The organism is Geomonas sp. Red276, assembly GCF_054784495.1.
In genome coordinates this window covers 156,502-172,615 of sequence record NZ_BLXW01000006.1, presented here as the reverse complement: position 1 = coordinate 172,615, position 16,114 = coordinate 156,502, and the positions used below count along the sequence as shown (strand labels likewise).

Below are 16,114 nucleotides of genomic sequence, written 5' to 3'. Positions count from 1 at the left end.
GGCTTGTCGATGGCGCGCTGCGGCTCCGGGATGTAGGCGTCGACGGCGTCCATCAGCTTCATGATGGCCTGCTCGCCGAGCTCGCCCTTGTCGCCTTCGAGGGCCTTGAGAGCGGAACCCTTGATGATGGGGATGTCGTCACCCGGGAAGTCGTAGGAGGAGAGGAGTTCGCGGACTTCCAGCTCGACGAGCTCGAGGAGCTCTTCGTCGTCTACCATGTCGGCCTTGTTGAGGAACACGACGATGTAGGGGACGCCGACCTGACGGGCGAGCAGGATGTGCTCACGGGTCTGGGGCATCGGGCCGTCAGCGGCGGACACGACCAGGATAGCGCCGTCCATCTGGGCAGCACCGGTGATCATGTTCTTGACGTAGTCGGCGTGGCCCGGGCAGTCGACGTGGGCGTAGTGACGCTTGTCGGTCTCGTACTCGACGTGGGCGGTGGCGATGGTGATACCACGCTCACGCTCTTCCGGAGCGTTGTCGATCTGGTCGAAAGCCTTGAACTCGGCCTGGCCTTTGCCGGCGAGAACCTTGGTGATGGCAGCGGTCAGGGTGGTCTTGCCGTGGTCGACGTGACCGATGGTGCCTATGTTAACATGCGGTTTAGTTCTTTCGAATTTAGCTTTTGCCATTAGGATATCCTCCCTGGTGTTACTGCCGTTGTTTCTGGTTTGTATATGATACGGTAAATCGTTGAGGAGTGAATGGAGCCCACAACCGGATTCGAACCGGTGACCTCTTCCTTACCAAGGAAGTGCTCTGCCTACTGAGCTATGTGGGCTTACATTTTTTGGAGCGGGAAACGGGACTCGAACCCGCGACCCTCAGCTTGGAAGGCTGATGCTCTAGCCAACTGAGCTATTCCCGCCAATTCCGTGCGAAGTTTTTTGATTCGATGGAGCGGCGACCTTACCAGTACCAGCGGCCCTCAGGCCTCCTGATTCGGGCCGGCGCCCATCTCATCTGAAGTTTTTATGGTGGAGGGAGGAGGATTCGAACCTCCGAAGTCGATGACGACAGATTTACAGTCTGTTCCCTTTGGCCGCTCGGGAATCCCTCCAGACGGTGTGTGCGCTTACGTGGAGCTGACGATGGGACTCGAACCCGCAACCTGCTGATTACAAGTCAGCTGCTCTACCAATTGAGCTACGCCAGCCCATCATCTGCCCCGCTCCGTTTCCGGAGTCAGTTCGGCAAAGCGAAGTCCATCTTCTAAAGCAATTCGTCTCGAGTGTCAATCTATTTTTTCAAGTAGCGAAAATAATTTTTGACCCGAACCCGCGCCCCTGCTGGCGGAAGCAACCTTCCTGCCTTGACGGGACAAGCGCCTACTATAGCACAATGAGCACGCTGTGCAAGCGAAAATAATGAGAGCGGCGATTTTAGTTTCCGCCCCGGCCAAGAGGCTCGCTTTTTTCAGCAGATCCGGCATCCGCCCGCAACCCGCCATGGAGGCGATTGCCCTCATGGCGGCAGCCGGATCCATCCCCGCTACGGTGAAAAAGAGCGGGCGACAGCTCTTCCCGCGGCAAAGCTCGAAGTCGCCCCCCCCGAACCTCGTTTTGGCCACCCCGATACCGCCACCTTCCCGCCCTGAACGTCATCGAGCCGTTTTCCCAGCCCCGGCGTCGACCGCCGTCCAGCAAGGGGTAACCGGCCACGTCGATGACCTGGGGAGCCAGGAGATGCTCGTCGAGGTGAGTGGTGATGCATAAGGGCGATTTACCCGCAGTGGTCAAGGCTCCCCACCGGCTGGTGGGGAGCGTATTGGGAATCGAGCGGGACGAAAGACTAAAGAGAGGAGGAAAGCTCTTCCGTGGACATCGCTTTGGCGAAGATGCCGTTGAGGGCAGCGATGTAGGCCGAATGGACGTCGGGGGCGGAGACGGTTCGATCGCCGAAGGAAAGCGTGCGGGTCGCGCAGGCGTCGTGGGCGAGGAGGCAGGTGAAGCCGAGATCGAAGGCGGCGCGCACGGTGGTGTCGACGCACATGTGGGTCATCATGCCGACCACCACGAGGGTGTCGATCCCCTCCCCTTTCAGGATGTCGAGCAGCGGAGTACCGCGGAAACAGCTGGGGAAATGTTTGGTGATTACCCGTTCTCCGTCCCGGGGAGCCATCGAGGGATGGATCTCGGCACCGGCGGTGCCGGGGATGAAGAAGGTGGCTCCCTCGCGGGCGGCGAGGTGCTGGACGTGGAGGACCGGCAGCCCCTTGTCACGGAAGGCGGCCAGGAGCTGGGCGGCTTTCTGGGCCGCTTCGGGACTCCCGGCCAGTTCCATGGCGCCGCCGGGGAAGTAGTCATTCTGAATGTCGATAACGAGCAGTGCCTGCTTCATACGGCCTCCTACAGAAGAATTCGCTGGAAAAGAAGTGGCCGCGAACGTAGCACAATTTCGGTGACCGGACAAGATGAGGAGAGAGTTATTAGGGCTTCTTCTCCTCGATGGTGGTCACGTCGTTTCCGTCCAGAGCCTTCTTAAACCCTTTGATGCTGCTGCCCAGAGCCTGACCGAACTGGGGAAGCTTGCTGGGACCGGCGACAATGAGAACGATAGCGAGAATGATGCAGACCTCGGGAAGACCAAAACCGAACATGAATGACTCCTTTGTACTTTCTCTTTGGCCCTCCCAACGAAAGGCCATTCAACAGCCCCCCCCTTGATAAAGGGGGAACAGGGGATATTTGCCAAGCTTCTCTCGCCTTCTCCGCCAGCGCCCCCCTTCCCCCTTCCTCCTGTAGGGAGGGAGAGAAGGAGAGGGGTTAGCAGGCCTTCGGCTTTAGCTCGATCCCCACCGAGGCGAGCTCGTCCACCACCAGCGAGGCGACCTTGACGAGCCCAGCCTGCAGCGGCGCAGAGAGGACGGTGCCGGGGTCGAGCGTCTCCGGGATGATCCCGAAGAAGGTGAGATCCGCCTTGGGCGCATCCCTCATCTCGCTCAAAAGGAGCATCTCCTGAAGACCTATCTGGTGCGGGGACATCTTGACCGGGATCTTCTTCAGCATGATGTCTTCCCGCTCGTAGCGGAAGATGTCGCCCGGTTGGCCGGCGGTATCGACGACGTCCACGAGGATGACCTTGTCGGCCTCCTCGAACTTGAAGTGCACCATGATACCGAGGGTACCGCCGTCATAGATCTCCACGTTTTCGGGGATCTCGTAGCTGGCTTCGAGATGCCGGATGAAATGAACGCCGAAACCTTCATCGGAGAGGATGAGGTTGCCGGCGCCGTAGATGAGAACCTGCATGAAAACTCCTGCTTCCCGAAGGAAGAGTTGAAAGAGCTTCCCCTCCCCTGGCGGGAAGGGGCCAGGAGGTGGGGGAAGCCGACTTAAGGACCAGTCTGGAAGAAAAATCCCCCCTGTCCCCCCTTCGCAAAGGGGGGGAACGTTGGGCGGGACGTATGTGCAGAAAGCTACATCACCTTGACCTTGGTGATCTCCTTGCCGGCCGGGTCGATGGTGTGGACGGCGCAGGCGATGCAGGGGTCGAAGGAGTGGATGGTACGCAGGACCTCGAGCGGCTTGTCCGGCTGGGCCACCGGGTTCCCCATCAGGGATGCCTCGTAGGGGCCGAGCTCGCCCTTTTCGTTCCTCGGAGCGGCGTTCCAGGTGGAGGGAACGACGGCCTGGTAGTTCTCGATCTTCTTACCCTTGATGACGATCCAGTGCGACAGGGTGCCGCGCGGCGCCTCGTGGAAGCCGACCCCGCGGTATTCGCCGGTGGGGATCTCGGTGTGGTTCGCGTAGGTCTTGTCGCCCGAGGCGAGATTGTTGATCAGTTTGTCGAGGTTGTCCAGCGCAATGTCGGCCATCACGTTCGCGCGCACCCCGCGGCAGAAGATCCTCCCCATGGTGGAGTGGATGTCGTTGAGACCGATCCCGAGCTTGGAGACCGCACCGTCGACGAGGCTTCTCACCTTGGAGTTCCCCGCCACGTAGGCGGCCATGATCTGGGCCGGCGGACCGACCTGGACCGGCTTCCCTTCCAGGGTGGGGGCCTTGCACCAGGAGTATTTGCCGTTGTCCTTGAAGTCGGTGTAGTCCGGCTTGGTCTCCCCTTCCCACGGATGGAGCGTGCCGGAGCCTTCGTACCATGCGTGGGAGACGTTTTCCTTGATGTTCTTGATCAGGTAGTCGTCGTGGTGATCCTTGATCATCCTCATGCCCTTGATGTTACCGCCGGTGACGATGCCGCCCGGGAGGACGAACTGGGTGTTCTTGGTGTCCAGCGGGAATTCCGGGACGGCCAGGTAGTTGGTCACTCCTGCCCCGTACTTGAACCAATCCTTGTAGGCGCCGGCGATGGCGAGAAGGTCCGGGTAGTAGACCTTCTGCACGAACTCGCGGGTCTCTTCCATGAGGGTCTTCAGGTAGATGAGCCGCTCCATGTTGAGGGTGGCGAGGTTGTCGACGTTGATGGCGGTGGCGACGCCGCCCACCACCAGGTTCTGGATGTGCGGGTTCTTGCCGCCGAGGATGGCGGTAGCCTGGGAGGCCTTCCTCTGGTAGTCGAGGGCCTTGAGGTAGTGGGTGACCGCCAAAAGGTTGATCTCCGGCGGAAGCTTCATGGCCGGATGCCCCCAGTAGCCGGAGGCGAAGATGCCGAGCTTGCCGCCGGCGACGAAGGCCTTCAGCTTTTCCTGGGTGGCCTTGAACTCCTTTTCGGAGTTCCCCGGCCAGTCGGAGATGCTCTGGGCGATGGAGGCCGTCTTCTTCGGATCGGCCTGCAGTGCCGAGACGATGTCGACCCAGTCCAGCGCACAGAGGTGGTAGAAGTGCACGATGTGGTCCTGCACCGAGTGCTGGGCGATCATGATGTTCCTGATGTACTGGGCGTTGAGCGGCACCTCCACGTTGAGCGCGTTCTCGACGGCGCGGATGGAAGAGATGGCGTGTACCGTGGTGCAGACGCCGCAGAAGCGCTGCACGAAGCTCCAGGCATCCTGAGGATCGCGCCCCTTCAGGATCACCTCGATCCCCCTCCACATCTGGGCGGAGGACCAGGCGTTGGCGACTCGGCCGCCATTTACTTCAACGTCCACCCGCAGATGGCCTTCGATGCGGGTGATGGGATCCAGCGTTACTCTCGTAGACATGTATTCCTCCAGAGATAAATTCGGTTCGTAGATTCAGTTCCCTGTCAGATCCGCGTCGGCACGGGGTGCCCACCCCACGGTCTGCCCTTTTGAGGTCCCCCCCCTTGTTAAAGGGGGGACAGGGGGGATTTGCCTTGCCGTCGAGGCCTAAGCTAGGCGGCCTCGGGCAGCACGGTCTCGCGCTTCTTCTCTTCCGGCTCCTGCTTCTTGCGCTTCTTCCCGCCGTGGCCGGAGGTGTTGGGAAGCACCGGGAAGAGTGCGACGAAGACCTTGTAGCCGAGGATCTCCAGGGCGACGATGCCGACCGTGATCATGATCTCCGCAAAGGAGGGGAAGTATCTCCATCCCTTGCCGGGATTGAAACCGATCAGGTAGACGTTGAAGCGGTAGAGCGCGCCGCCAAGCACGATCATCGCGGCGGAGACGAAGAGCCAGCGCGGGGAGTGACGCATCTTCTTCACGAAGAGAAGCATGGAGCCGCCGGCCACCAACAGGAACTCGGTCAGGAAGAATCCGGAGTAGAAGTCCCCTTTCAGGGCGGCGCCAACCTGGCCGCGCCAGACGAGGTCCCCCACCACGACGCTCAACCAGATCACCGTCACGTACGGGATCAGGTTGGCGAGCCCCGACAGCTCCTCGGTCTCGTAGGGGCGCTTGAAGCTGTAGCAGGAGATGATCGACTCCAGGATGGCGATCGCATACCCGATGAAGATGCAGTTCAAAAGGAACAAAAGCGGCAGGAATCCGGTGTGCCAGAGCGGGTGCAGCTTGGTCGAGGCGATCAGCAGCAGCGATCCCAGCGAAGACTGGTGCATGGTCGGCAGGGTGATCCCCAGCACGATGAAGAAGATCAGTACCTTGTTGAGCCGCGGCTTGAGCCACGCGGCGCCCATGCGGACCGCCTCGAGCTTATCGACCATGACCGCCGGATCGGGAGCGATCTTCGGGTGCAGCCAGTCGCGGACGCGGTGCATGGACTCCCACTTGCTGTTCTCGATGCTGGTCAATATGGCCGGGATGAACTCGATGATGAGCACCGTCGAGTAGGCCATGACGCAGAGCGCCACCTCGAACATGGCGGAGTTGGCCTGCCACTTGGAGGGGATGAAGAAGTTGTAGGCGTTCCACGGGCGGCCTAAGTCGACCATGACCGAGAAGCCGGCCAGGCCGTAGCCGAACATGGAGGTGAGGATCGCCGAGCGGATGAGCGGGTGGTACTGCATCCTGTTGCGGATATAGACCAGGATGGCAACCGCGTAGCCGCCGCAGGCGATGGCGGTGCCGGTGGCGACGTCGTAGGTGATCCAGATCCCCCACGGGTAGCCGTCGCTCATGTTGGAGACGGCGCCGATCCCCTTCACGTAGCGCACGCCTACGAAGAAGAAGCCGACCAGGACAGTGAGGAGGAGGACCCAGAAAGCCTTGGTGAAGATCTTACCTTCCAGTCTCTGGTATTCATCTTGATGATGAGACATCAGCTTTCCTCCTTGTCATGAGAGTCATGGCCGTCTTTGCCGTGCCCCTTCATGTTCTTCACCGCGATGAAGCAGAGGGTCGAGTACAGGGCCACCGGGGCGATGAACCCCTTGTAGATGGTGTGCTGGATCTTCTCGGAGAACTCGGCGGGTGCCTCCGGCTTGATGTCCGGCAGCCCCAGCTTGTTGAACGGCATGGCAGCCAGGTACATGTGGTTGGTGCCGCCCCCTTCGTGCTCGCCGTAGACGTGGGCGATGTAGCGGTCGGGGTTTTCCAGGAGCCTCTGGTGGGCCTCTGCGAGGAGGTCCTTACGCTTTCCGAACTTGATGGCGCCGGCCGGGCAGGTTTCCGCGCAGGCCGAGATCCCCTTCTCGCGCAGGTTGGTGTTCTTGCAGAGGTCGCACTTGACGATCTGCGGGATCGCCTTCTCCCACTGGAACTTCGGGATGTTGTAGGGGCAGGCGACCTGGCAGTAACGGCAACCGATGCAGGTGTTCTTGTTGTAGTCGACGATGCCGGTCACCTTCTCCTTGGTCATGGCCGATACCGGGCAGACCGAGACGCAGGAAGGCTTCTGGCAGTGCATGCAGGAGTACTTCACGTAGCTCCAGCGCTGGTTGGACTCCTTGAAGAGCTTGATGAGGGTCCGGGTGGAACCGTCGAGGTCGCTCGGGGCATCCCACAGGCCGTCGGAGTCGAAGCTCGCCTTCTCGTAGGAGAGGCTGCCGTAGTCACGATTCACGCGCTTGCACGCGGACATGCAGGCCTTGCAGCCGACGCACTTGGTGGCGTCGTAGAGCATGCCGAGCTCTTCGTTGTTGACGACGAGTCCTTCATGGGCGCCCGCGGTGGCGGCGGTCCCGGCGATGACACCGGCGCCGGCCGCGACCACCTTTAAAAACTCGCGCCTACTTTGTTTCTTCATCGTGCCCCTCCTGCTCATCCCCGGAAGGCAGTTTCTTGGCCAGCATGGCGCCGGCTCCCAGCGCGGCACCGGCGGCCAGGCCGACGAAACCGGTGGTCAACGGATCGGGGCCTTTCCCCTTTTCCTTGAGGTCAACAGGGGCGTAGCTGTCAAACGGAGTCGGCTCGTGGATCTGCACCTTCTCGGCGATCGCCTTCTGGAAGAGGATGCTCGGCTCGGTGCAGCCGATGCAGGGATGCCCGACGGAGACCGGCCAAACGCCGACGTCGTTGAAGCGCTGGACCGAGCAGTTGGCGTAGGTAGCCGGACCTTTGCACCCCAGCTTGTAGAGGCAGTACCCCTCGGCGTGGGTGGGATGGCCGTAGGCCTGGGCGAAACGCCCGGCGTCGAAATGCGGACGGCGCTCGCAGTGCTCGTGGATCTTCCTGCCGTAGGCGAACTTCGGACGGCCAAGGTTGTCGAGCTCCGGGATTTTCTTGAAGGTCAGGTAGTAGAGAACGGTAGAGAGGAAGTTATACGGGCTCGGCGGGCAGCCCGGGAGGTTGATGATCGGCTTGTCCTTGATGATCTCCTTGACGCCGACCGCGCCGGTCGGGTTGGGAGCGGCGGCCTGAACCCCGCCGTAGCTTGCGCAGCTGCCGATGCAGACGATGGCGGCGGCGCCTTCGGCGGCGTGCTGCAGGGATTCCAGGGCCGTCTTGCCCGACACCTTGCAGAAGATGCCGTTCTGCTTGGTCGGGATGGCGCCTTCCACCACCAGCAAGTACTTGCCGTGGTTGGCGGCCATCGAGTCGTGCAGCGACTTCTCAGCCTGGTGCCCGGCGCCCGCCATCAAGGTCTCGTGGTAATCCAGCGAGATCATGTCGAGGATGAGGGAAGAGATCGTCGGATGGCTCGAACGGAGCAGGGACTCCGAGCATCCGGTGCACTCCTGGAAGTGGAGCCAGATGACGGCCGGATTGCCGTTCTTCTCCACCGCCTCAGCCACCTGGGTGTGCATGGCAAAGGGAAGGCCCATCATGGCCGTGGCGGCCATGCAAACCTTCATGAAGCTCCTTCGCGTAACTCCTTCACAAATCATTTCATCGTCTTTCATACCACCTCCGGGAGAGTCGAGTCGCTACTATTGAGCAACAGCCATGCCAACGCCCCGGAGGGCCAAAAAACCAACGATTCCGTAAACGCCATAAAAAAACGGTGGCCCCGCCGAATGGGCACACCGCGCAATTTGTATCCTTCTGTCTTGCCGTTTTGTATCATTTTGTCCAACAGGTGTGCCAAAGTGACGCAGACATAAACCCGCCCTCACCCGCGCCGAAGGCGTCTCACTGTTACCCTCGCCCTTTTCGTTGAGGGGTGGCCGCAAGCCCTCACTTTTACCCTCGCCCCGTTGGGGGAGAGGGTGGCCGGAGGCCCTCACTTTTACCCTCGCCCCTTTAGGGGAGAGGGTGGCCGGAGGCCGGGTGAGGGTAGATTTTACCCCCTCCCTCCCCCTTGCCCCACTCCCCTAAAGGGGCGAGGGGGATATGGAGTTGGGAAGAAGGGTAGCGGGCCCCTAAATCGGGAGAATCACGCAGAAGGAGGTCCCTACCCCGGGGCGGCTGGTGACCTCGATGGTCCCGCCGTGTTCCTTGACGATGCCGTAGGAGACCGAGAGCCCAAGACCGGTGCCGGTCGTCTTGGTCGTGAAAAACGGGTTGAATATCTGGTTTACGTTCTCGGCGGGGATCCCGACCCCGGTGTCGGAGATGCATACCTGGAAGGTCTCCTCATCCAGGCCTCGCAACGTTTCGACCGTCAGGGTACCACCGGCCGGCATGGCCTGCACCCCGTTGAGAATGAGGTTGGTGAACACCTGGTGCAGCTGGCCGCTGTCACCGGAAACCAGGGCGACTTTGGGGGAGAACCTCTCCTCTATCTCGATCCCGTCCAGCGACTCCTGGTGACCGATCTGCGCCAGGATATCCTGCAGGAGCCCGTTCAGCTGGACGGTCCCCTGCTCGCGCCGCTCACGGCGGGCGAACTTGAGGAGGTTGGAGACGATCCTCTCCACCCGCTTCACCTGGGCGAAGATGGTCTCCACCTCCTCCCGGTTGGGGTCGTCCTCGTCGATGGAAAGCTGCAAGAGTTCGGTATTGCCGCGGATGATCGCCATGGGGTTGTTGATCTCGTGGGCGACCCCGGCGGCCAGCTCACCGATGGCGGCCAGCTTTTCAACCCGCAGCAACTCCTCCTTGGTCTGCAGCAGAAGCCGGTTGTTCTCCTCCAGTTCTGCGGTCCGCTGCTCGACCTTCTTCTCCAGGTCGCGGTTGAGCTCGATGATCCGCTCCTCCCTCTCGGCCAGAGCCCGGCTCATCTCGTTGAAACTCCCGGCCAGGTCACCAATCTCGTCGCGGGAGTCGATGTTGCTCTGGACGTGCCTCTCCCCGGCGGCCAGCTTCTTGGCCAGCGTGGAGAGCTCCTTCACCGGCCGGGCCAGCCGGCTTCCCAGCACGCCGGATACCGAGACCCCGATCAGAAGGCTTAGAAAGACAACCGCGCACAACAATAGGTTCAGGTCCGAGCGCCCCGCCGAATACTTGCTCTCCTGCATGCCGAGATAAAGCGCTCCGATGGGGACCCCTTGGATGGAGCGGATCGGGTCGTAGGCGGTCAGATACCAGTCGTTGGAGACGAAGGTACGCTGCACGGTCCGGTTGTCCCCCAGCAGCACGCTGCGGTAGATCTCGTCGGGGAGCTTCTCGCCGGCGGTATATGCACTGGCCGCCCCTGCCCCCGCTACGCGGACCTTGCCGAAAAAGAGGTTGGCAGCCCCCACCTCTTTGGGCTGGCCGGCCCCCTCGTACACCGCGGTCTTGATCTTTTCCAGCAACGCATTGTTGTTGTTGAGGAGAACGCCGCCGCACATAGCACCGATCACCGTACCGGACGGAGCACGGACCGGTACCGCAACCTTCAAAAACAGGCCGGCGGCCACCGTATCGGCCCCCGCCATGACCTTCGCCCGCTGGGTCAACGCCCCCCCTTCCAGGGCAAGTCTTGAGACCGGTATCACGGTGGCTCCCGCGGCGACCTCCCCCTTGAGGGCGCGCGCTACGTACTGGTCGCCATTTTGAAGATCACCGTAGATTACGGGATTGGCGGCGCGGAACACCACCTTGCCGTAGGCATCGACCGCCGAGAGGAGGTCCAGATGCTCGGCCTGTCGCACCGGCCCCAGCAGCATCGCGAGGGTCGTGCGATCACCGGCATCTATGGCCGGGGCCGTGGCACCCAGGGCTGCGGTGAAGCGCACCACGTCGTTGACCCGGGAGAGCTCCTGGCGCAGCGCCTCGCGGGCCACGTTGAGGTCGGTCTTGGCCTTCTCCTCTGCCTGTCCGCTCATCTTCGTGTTGACGATGAAAATGCCGGCCAGGAAACAGAATACGATGCCTATCGCCAACGGGATCAGGGTGGCGACCGTCAGCTTGGTCTTGATCGGGAATCGGCTCAGGGAAAATTTCATTCGGGGATGGCTATCGCGTACTCTGCTATCTTGCGATCAAGGGTCCGGCGCGAAATACCGAGTATTTCGGCGGACTTGCTCTTGTGGAAGCCGGTGCTCTCCAGGGTATGGGCGATGTGGTCACGCTCCATGTTTTCCAGCGACACCAGCGGCACGTCCTTTTTGGGCGGAGCTTCCGGCTCCTTTTTCCACATCGGGAGTTCTTTAGGGGTGATGCACTCGGTACGCGCGAGGATTACCGCCCGCTCCATGACGTTTTCCAACTCCCTGATATTGCCGGGCCAGTCGTAGTACGTGAGGAGCCTCAGCGCGTCGTCGGTGATGAGGGTGACCCGCTTCTTGATCTTCTGGGCGTATTTCTGAAGGAAGTGCTCGGCGAGCGGCCGCACGTCCTCCCTGCGCTCCCGCAAGGGCGGCAGCGGAATGCTGATGACGTTGAGCCGGTAGAAAAGATCCTCGCGGAAGGTCCCTTTGCGGACCTCGTTTTCCAGGTTCTTGTTGGTGGCGGCCACGAAGCGGACATCGACCTTGATCGCCTTGGTCGATCCCACCGGGATGAATTCGCGCTGCTGAATGACCCGCAGTAACTTGGCCTGCATCGGGAGGCTCATGTCACCCACCTCGTCCAGGAAGAGCGTGCCGCCGTCGGCCTCCTGCAAAAGCCCTTTCTGTGCGGAGGTGGCGCCGGTGAAGGCGCCGCGGACATGGCCGAAAAGCTGGCTTTCGAGGAGGGACTCGGTGAGGGCGGCGCAGTTGATGGAGAGGAAGCGGCCGTGGCGGCGCAGGCTGTTGCAGTGAACGGCTCCCGCGATCAGCTCCTTTCCGGTGCCGGATTCGCCGAGCACGAGGATGTTGGCATCGCTGGCCGCCACCTGCCGGGTCATGTCGTAGATCTCACGGAAGGCATCGCTCTGGAAGATGATGGCCTGCTGGAGGGGCTTCTCCAGCTCCGACTTGAGGGAGAGGTTTTTCTGGATCAACTGCTCCTTCTCCAGAGCGTTGTTGATCATTCCGAGGATCTTTTCCTTGGGAAATGGCTTGGTTACGTAATCGTAGGCGCCGAGCTTGATGGCTTCCACCGCGGCGTCGATGGTGCCAAAGGCAGTCATGACGATGACCGGGAGCCCCGGGCGGATTTTCTTTGCCTCGGAAAGAACGGTAATGCCGTTGATGTCCGGCATCCTGACATCCTGCAGCAAAAGGTCGGCATCATCGGGGTCGCCGGCCTGAAGGCGCGCCAGGAGTTCCTTTCCCGCCGTAAAGGTCTCTACCAGGTGCCCCTCGGAATTGAAGAGCTTCTTCAGGTATTTAAGGATCCCTTCTTCGTCATCGCAGATCAGAATTCTTCCCTGTGCCATTGCTACTCCTGCCTTGCTCAATACTGCCATCCGGATCCCCCATGCAGTCAATCGCTGCCGTTTGAGAGTCCTCCGGTGGCAGCCGATAGTAACACCGCCCGCGCTTCACCTTCAAACCAAATTCCAGACTCTTTCATAGGCTGTCCGGGAGCGCGCGATGCCGTATACATGCAAAATCGGGTCCAAATTGTACCCCATCCCCACCCTGTCCCTCCCCTTGAGCTCTAGATCCCCTCGCCCCTTCAGGGGAGAGGGGCAGGGGCGAGGGATGTTTTGCGAAGCGACAGACGAAGGGGCGGATCTTTTACCGCCGTGCCCGTCCCCCGAACAGTTCGTCGGCGTCTGACTCCCGTCCGCATTCCTTCAGCGCCAGCAGGCAGTTCTTCCGCTCTTCCGGCAGGTGGTAGAGCAGAAGCGACTTCTGAAGGCCCTTCTCCCGGTCGCTCGTGGCGACGTAGACCTTGGCGCCGGTCAGGGGATCGATTCCCGTGTGGTACATGCAGGTGGAAAGCGTGCCGGGCGTGGGAGTGAAATCCTGCACCTGCTCGACCTTCATCCCCCAGCGCTTCAGCATCAGGGCCAGATCGACCATGTCTGAAAGAGTGCAGCCCGGATGGCCGGAGATGAAGTAAGGGACGATGTGCTGCTTCTTGCCGATGCGTCCGCTCTCTCTCAGGAAAATTTCGCGGAAGCGCTCGAAGGTCGCACGCCCCGGCTTGCGCATGGCGGCGGTGACGCGGTCGGAGAGGTGCTCGGGAGCGACCTTGAGAAGGCCGCTCACGTGGTGCCCGATCAGTTCGCGGAGGTAGCGCGGCTGCCGCTCGAGGAGATCGTAACGGACGCCGGAAGAGACGGCGATGTGCTTGACACCTGCGACACCCCGGGCGCGGGAGAGCAGACGTGAGCTCCTGGCATCGTCGGTGACGAGATTGCCGCACGGTTTGGGAAAGAGGCAGCTCTCACGCCGGCATACCTTTTCGGCCTCCTTATTTCCACACGAAAGGCCAAACATGTTGGCGGTGGGCCCGCCGATGTCGCTCACGCTCCCACGGAACCATGGCTCGGCGGCCAGGCGCTTGAGTTCATCGAGCACGCTGGCGTCGCTGCGGGATTGGATGGTCTTTCCCTGGTGATGGGTGATGGCGCAAAAGGCACAGCCGCCGAAACAACCGCGGTGGGTGGTGATCGAGGTGCGGATTTGCTCGTACGCCGGGATCACCTCGGCGTAGCTCGGGTGCGGCGCCTTCTGGAAGGGGAGCGCATAAAGGGCATCAAGGCCTTGAGGTGTGAGAGGCATCGCCGGAGGGTTGCAGACGAGATAGCGCTCGGCATGGCGCTGGACTACTACCTTGGCGCAACCGGGGTTCTGTTCGGCGGAGAGGAGCCGGAAGGAGTTGGCGAAGGCGGCTTTGTCGGATGCGACCACCTCGTAGGAGGGGAGCTCGGCGACTTCAAACGAGGAGGAGTTACCGGCGGCAAAATCCCCCCTGTCCCCCCTTCGCAAAGAGGGGGACGCGTAGCCACCGTTTTCCGCGCTACCGTCCACGCCGTCCACGCCGTCCACGCCGTCCACGCCGTCCACGCCGTCCACGCCGTCCACGCCGTCCACGCCGTCCACAACGTCCACATGGTCCACGTCCACATGGTCCTCAGTGGCCACGGTGCCACCGGGAGGGGTTGAAGAGACGTAGGCGGTACCGCGGATGTCGCGGATGGTGGTGAATTCTTCGCCGGCCTGCAGCCTCTCCACCAGTTCCCGCAAGGGGGCCTCCCCCATGCCGTACACCAGCAGGTCGGCCTTGGCGTCGAAGATGATGGAGCGGCGCACCTTGTCTTCCCAGAAGTCGTAGTGCGCAAAGCGTCTCAAACTCGCCTCGATGCCGCCGATAACCACCGGCACATCACGGTAGGCTTCCTTGAGACGGGAGGTATAGACGATGGTGGCGCGATTGGGGCGGGCACCATGGCGGTTGCCGGGAGTGTAGGCGTCGTCGCGGCGGAGCTTTCTGGCCGGGGTGTAGTGGGCCACCATCGAGTCCATGGCCCCGGCGGCCACACCGAAGAAGAGGCGCGGCTTGCCAAGGGCCATGAAGGGCTCTTTGCTCCGCCAGTCCGGCTGGGCGATGATACCGACTCTGAGGCCCAAGGATTCGAGGTACCGCGCCAAAAGAGGTACGCCGAAGGCAGGGTGATCGATGTAGGCATCGCCGGTGACGAAAATGACGTCGAGCTCGTGCCAGCCGCGCGCCCGTGCCTCGATCATGGTGGTCGGAAGAAAGGCGGAGGTATCCCCCATCCTCACCCTGTCCTTCCCCTTGAGGGGGAGGGAACCATGAGCAGGAGCACTCGCGTTAGGCGAATTCTTCGGGAGGGCCGGCTTCGCCGATGATGAAGCGCCCTTGGCTGTGGCAGGCTTGGGCGATGATTTCGACGCACCAGAGTGTGGCGATGACGTTTTCGGGGATTTCGGCTTCGGTGAAGAGGAGTGAAAATTCGGTCTGCCGGACTGCTGCTTCGAGGAGCGTGCCTTTTTCATAAAACCTTCGGCTCTGCGGAGCCTTCATGACTCACAAGGAGTCTAGTCAATATCCCCTCGCCCCTTTAGGGGAGAGGGGCAGGGGTGAGGGAGGTTCTAAAATCTACCCTCACCCGGCCTCCTATCCCCTCTCCCCTAAAGGGGCAAGGGTATAGGAATGAGAGGCTACGGGAAGACCGGGAGAAGTTCCAGGCCAAGGGTCTCGGGGAATCCGCACATGAGGTTCATATTCTGGATCGCCTGACCGGACGCGCCTTTCACGAGGTTATCGATGGCGGAGAGGATGATGATCCTGCCGGTCCGCTCGTCGACCACGATCCCGATATCGCAGAAGTTCGATCCCCGCACGTAGGCGGTGGAGGGGAGGCGTCCTTCCGGCAGCACCCTCACGAACGGCTCGCCATCGTAGAAGGTTTCATAGAGGGTGATGAGCTCGGCCGCCGTCACCTTCCCGTTCGGCGCGGCATAGATGGTCGAAAGTATTCCGCGGTCCATCGGTACCAGGTGCGGCGTGAACGAGATGGTGATGTCGCTGCCGGCCAGCAGCGAAAGCTCCTGCTCGATCTCAGGAATATGGCGGTGAACGCCACCCACGCCGTAGGCGCGGAAGGATTCATTGACCTCGCAGTAGAGATTATCCACCTTGGCACCGCGGCCAGCCCCGGAGGTGCCGGACTTGGCGTCTACGATGATGGAAGCGGGGTTGATCACCTTGCCCTTTAAAAGCGGGGCGAGTCCGAGGATGACGCTGGTCGGGTAGCACCCGGGGTTGGCAATCAGCGACGCCTCGGCGATCTCGGCCCGACGGAGCTCCGGGATGCCGTAGACAGCCTTCTCGAGATACTCGGGGTTTAAGTGTTTGTCGTACCACTTGTGGTAAATCTCGGCATCGTGCAGACGGTAGTCCGCGGAAAGGTCGACCACGTCCTTCCCCATCTTCAGGAAGGTCGGCACCACTGCCATGGCGGCCTTGTGCGGAAGGGCGGTGAAGACCACGTCCACCTTCTCGGCGATGGTCACCGGCTCGAGGTTTTCCAGGAGGATGTCACAGCGGCCGCGGAGGGTGGGGAAGACGTCACTGACCGGGCGGCCCGCACTCTGTTCCGAGGTTACGCAGGTCACAGCGACTTCGGGATGGGAATGAAGAATCCGGAGCAACTCAACACCGGTATAGCCACTGGCTCCGACTACGGCAACCTTTAACATGGAA

At 61.5% G+C, this 16,114-nt stretch carries 13 protein-coding genes, 4 tRNA genes and 1 pseudogene; 1 reads left to right on the top strand and 17 read right to left on the bottom strand.

The window, feature by feature from the left end; genetic code table 11:
• The 5 genes from ACYVL5_RS06620 to ACYVL5_RS06600 form a co-directional block, all read right to left on the bottom strand.
• On the bottom strand, positions 1–635 hold a 635-nt coding region (locus ACYVL5_RS06620; RefSeq protein WP_460594763.1), incomplete at its 3' end, for a GTP-binding protein.
• A 73-nt stretch (positions 636–708) separates the two neighbouring features.
• Positions 709–784 (bottom strand) — tRNA-Thr (locus tag ACYVL5_RS06615).
• A 10-nt stretch (positions 785–794) separates the two neighbouring features.
• Positions 795–871, bottom strand: a tRNA-Gly gene (locus ACYVL5_RS06610).
• 107 nt (positions 872–978) lie between these two features.
• Positions 979–1,063 (bottom strand) — tRNA-Tyr (locus ACYVL5_RS06605).
• 20 nt (positions 1,064–1,083) lie between these two features.
• Positions 1,084–1,159: transfer RNA gene (locus ACYVL5_RS06600), tRNA-Thr, on the bottom strand.
• 211 nt (positions 1,160–1,370) lie between these two features.
• On the opposite strand from ACYVL5_RS06600, the gene ACYVL5_RS06595 reads away from it, so the two are divergent.
• On the top strand, positions 1,371–1,718 hold the full coding sequence (locus tag ACYVL5_RS06595) for a hypothetical protein (protein WP_460594762.1): 348 nt from the start codon (positions 1,371–1,373) through the stop codon (positions 1,716–1,718).
• Positions 1,719–1,794: 76 nt separating this feature from the next.
• On the opposite strand, the gene ACYVL5_RS06590 is transcribed toward ACYVL5_RS06595, so the two are convergent.
• The 12 genes and pseudogenes from ACYVL5_RS06590 to argC form a co-directional block, all read right to left on the bottom strand.
• Entirely contained in the window at positions 1,795–2,343 is a 549-nt protein-coding gene (locus ACYVL5_RS06590) for a cysteine hydrolase family protein (protein ID WP_460594761.1), read from the bottom strand.
• Between the two features lie 88 nt (positions 2,344–2,431).
• Positions 2,432–2,602, bottom strand: coding sequence for a twin-arginine translocase TatA/TatE family subunit (locus ACYVL5_RS06585; protein WP_460594760.1), 171 nt, complete (start codon positions 2,600–2,602; stop codon positions 2,432–2,434).
• 166 nt (positions 2,603–2,768) lie between these two features.
• Positions 2,769–3,254, bottom strand: a complete 486-nt coding sequence (locus tag ACYVL5_RS06580; RefSeq protein ID WP_460594759.1) for a HyaD/HybD family hydrogenase maturation endopeptidase — start codon at positions 3,252–3,254, stop codon at positions 2,769–2,771.
• A 167-nt stretch (positions 3,255–3,421) separates the two neighbouring features.
• The gene (locus ACYVL5_RS06575; RefSeq protein WP_460594758.1) at positions 3,422–5,104 is read right to left on the bottom strand and encodes a nickel-dependent hydrogenase large subunit; all 1,683 of its coding nucleotides are present in this window, start codon (positions 5,102–5,104) and stop codon (positions 3,422–3,424) included.
• Between the two features lie 152 nt (positions 5,105–5,256).
• The gene (gene hybB / locus ACYVL5_RS06570; RefSeq protein ID WP_460594757.1) at positions 5,257–6,579 is read right to left on the bottom strand and encodes a Ni/Fe-hydrogenase cytochrome b subunit; all 1,323 of its coding nucleotides are present in this window, start codon (positions 6,577–6,579) and stop codon (positions 5,257–5,259) included.
• Positions 6,579–7,505: a hydrogenase 2 operon protein HybA gene (gene hybA, locus ACYVL5_RS06565; RefSeq protein ID WP_460594756.1), complete on the bottom strand. Its 927-nt coding sequence runs from the start codon at positions 7,503–7,505 to the stop codon at positions 6,579–6,581. Before hybA ends, hybB begins: the two co-directional genes overlap by 1 nt.
• Complete coding sequence (locus tag ACYVL5_RS06560) at positions 7,489–8,601, bottom strand: hydrogenase small subunit (protein ID WP_460594755.1); 1,113 nt, start codon at positions 8,599–8,601, stop codon at positions 7,489–7,491. The genes hybA and ACYVL5_RS06560 overlap by 17 nt, the downstream gene beginning before the upstream one ends.
• Positions 8,602–9,060: 459 nt before the next feature.
• Positions 9,061–11,010, bottom strand: coding sequence for an ATP-binding protein (locus ACYVL5_RS06555; protein WP_460594754.1), 1,950 nt, complete (start codon positions 11,008–11,010; stop codon positions 9,061–9,063).
• Positions 11,007–12,368, bottom strand: a complete 1,362-nt coding sequence (locus ACYVL5_RS06550) for a sigma-54-dependent transcriptional regulator (RefSeq protein WP_460594753.1) — start codon at positions 12,366–12,368, stop codon at positions 11,007–11,009. Before ACYVL5_RS06550 ends, ACYVL5_RS06555 begins: the two co-directional genes overlap by 4 nt.
• Before the next feature lie 349 nt (positions 12,369–12,717).
• Positions 12,718–14,664, bottom strand: a pseudogene (locus ACYVL5_RS06545) (YgiQ family radical SAM protein); the annotation flags it as partial.
• A gap of 55 nt (positions 14,665–14,719) precedes the next feature.
• Positions 14,720–14,932 (bottom strand): hypothetical protein, encoded by a 213-nt coding sequence (locus tag ACYVL5_RS06540; protein ID WP_460594752.1) that lies wholly within the window; start codon positions 14,930–14,932, stop codon positions 14,720–14,722.
• A 137-nt stretch (positions 14,933–15,069) separates the two neighbouring features.
• A complete protein-coding gene (gene argC / locus ACYVL5_RS06535) occupies positions 15,070–16,110 on the bottom strand; it encodes an N-acetyl-gamma-glutamyl-phosphate reductase (RefSeq protein ID WP_460594751.1) in 1,041 nt (346 codons plus the stop codon).
• Positions 16,111–16,114: the final 4 nt, after the last annotated feature.

Coding starts and splice junctions, on each gene's coding strand:
- ACYVL5_RS06595 (WP_460594762.1), top strand. CDS start 1,371: ATGAGAGCGGCGATTTTAGTTTCCGCCCCGGCCAAGAGGCTCGCTTTT.
- ACYVL5_RS06590 (WP_460594761.1), bottom strand. CDS start 2,343: ATGAAGCAGGCACTGCTCGTTATCGACATTCAGAATGACTACTTCCCC.
- ACYVL5_RS06585 (WP_460594760.1), bottom strand. CDS start 2,602: ATGTTCGGTTTTGGTCTTCCCGAGGTCTGCATCATTCTCGCTATCGTT.
- ACYVL5_RS06580 (WP_460594759.1), bottom strand. CDS start 3,254: ATGCAGGTTCTCATCTACGGCGCCGGCAACCTCATCCTCTCCGATGAA.
- ACYVL5_RS06575 (WP_460594758.1), bottom strand. CDS start 5,104: ATGTCTACGAGAGTAACGCTGGATCCCATCACCCGCATCGAAGGCCAT.
- hybB (WP_460594757.1), bottom strand. CDS start 6,579: ATGTCTCATCATCAAGATGAATACCAGAGACTGGAAGGTAAGATCTTC.
- hybA (WP_460594756.1), bottom strand. CDS start 7,505: ATGAAGAAACAAAGTAGGCGCGAGTTTTTAAAGGTGGTCGCGGCCGGC.
- ACYVL5_RS06560 (WP_460594755.1), bottom strand. CDS start 8,601: ATGAAAGACGATGAAATGATTTGTGAAGGAGTTACGCGAAGGAGCTTC.
- ACYVL5_RS06555 (WP_460594754.1), bottom strand. CDS start 11,010: ATGAAATTTTCCCTGAGCCGATTCCCGATCAAGACCAAGCTGACGGTC.
- ACYVL5_RS06550 (WP_460594753.1), bottom strand. CDS start 12,368: ATGGCACAGGGAAGAATTCTGATCTGCGATGACGAAGAAGGGATCCTT.
- ACYVL5_RS06540 (WP_460594752.1), bottom strand. CDS start 14,932: ATGAAGGCTCCGCAGAGCCGAAGGTTTTATGAAAAAGGCACGCTCCTC.
- argC (WP_460594751.1), bottom strand. CDS start 16,110: ATGTTAAAGGTTGCCGTAGTCGGAGCCAGTGGCTATACCGGTGTTGAG.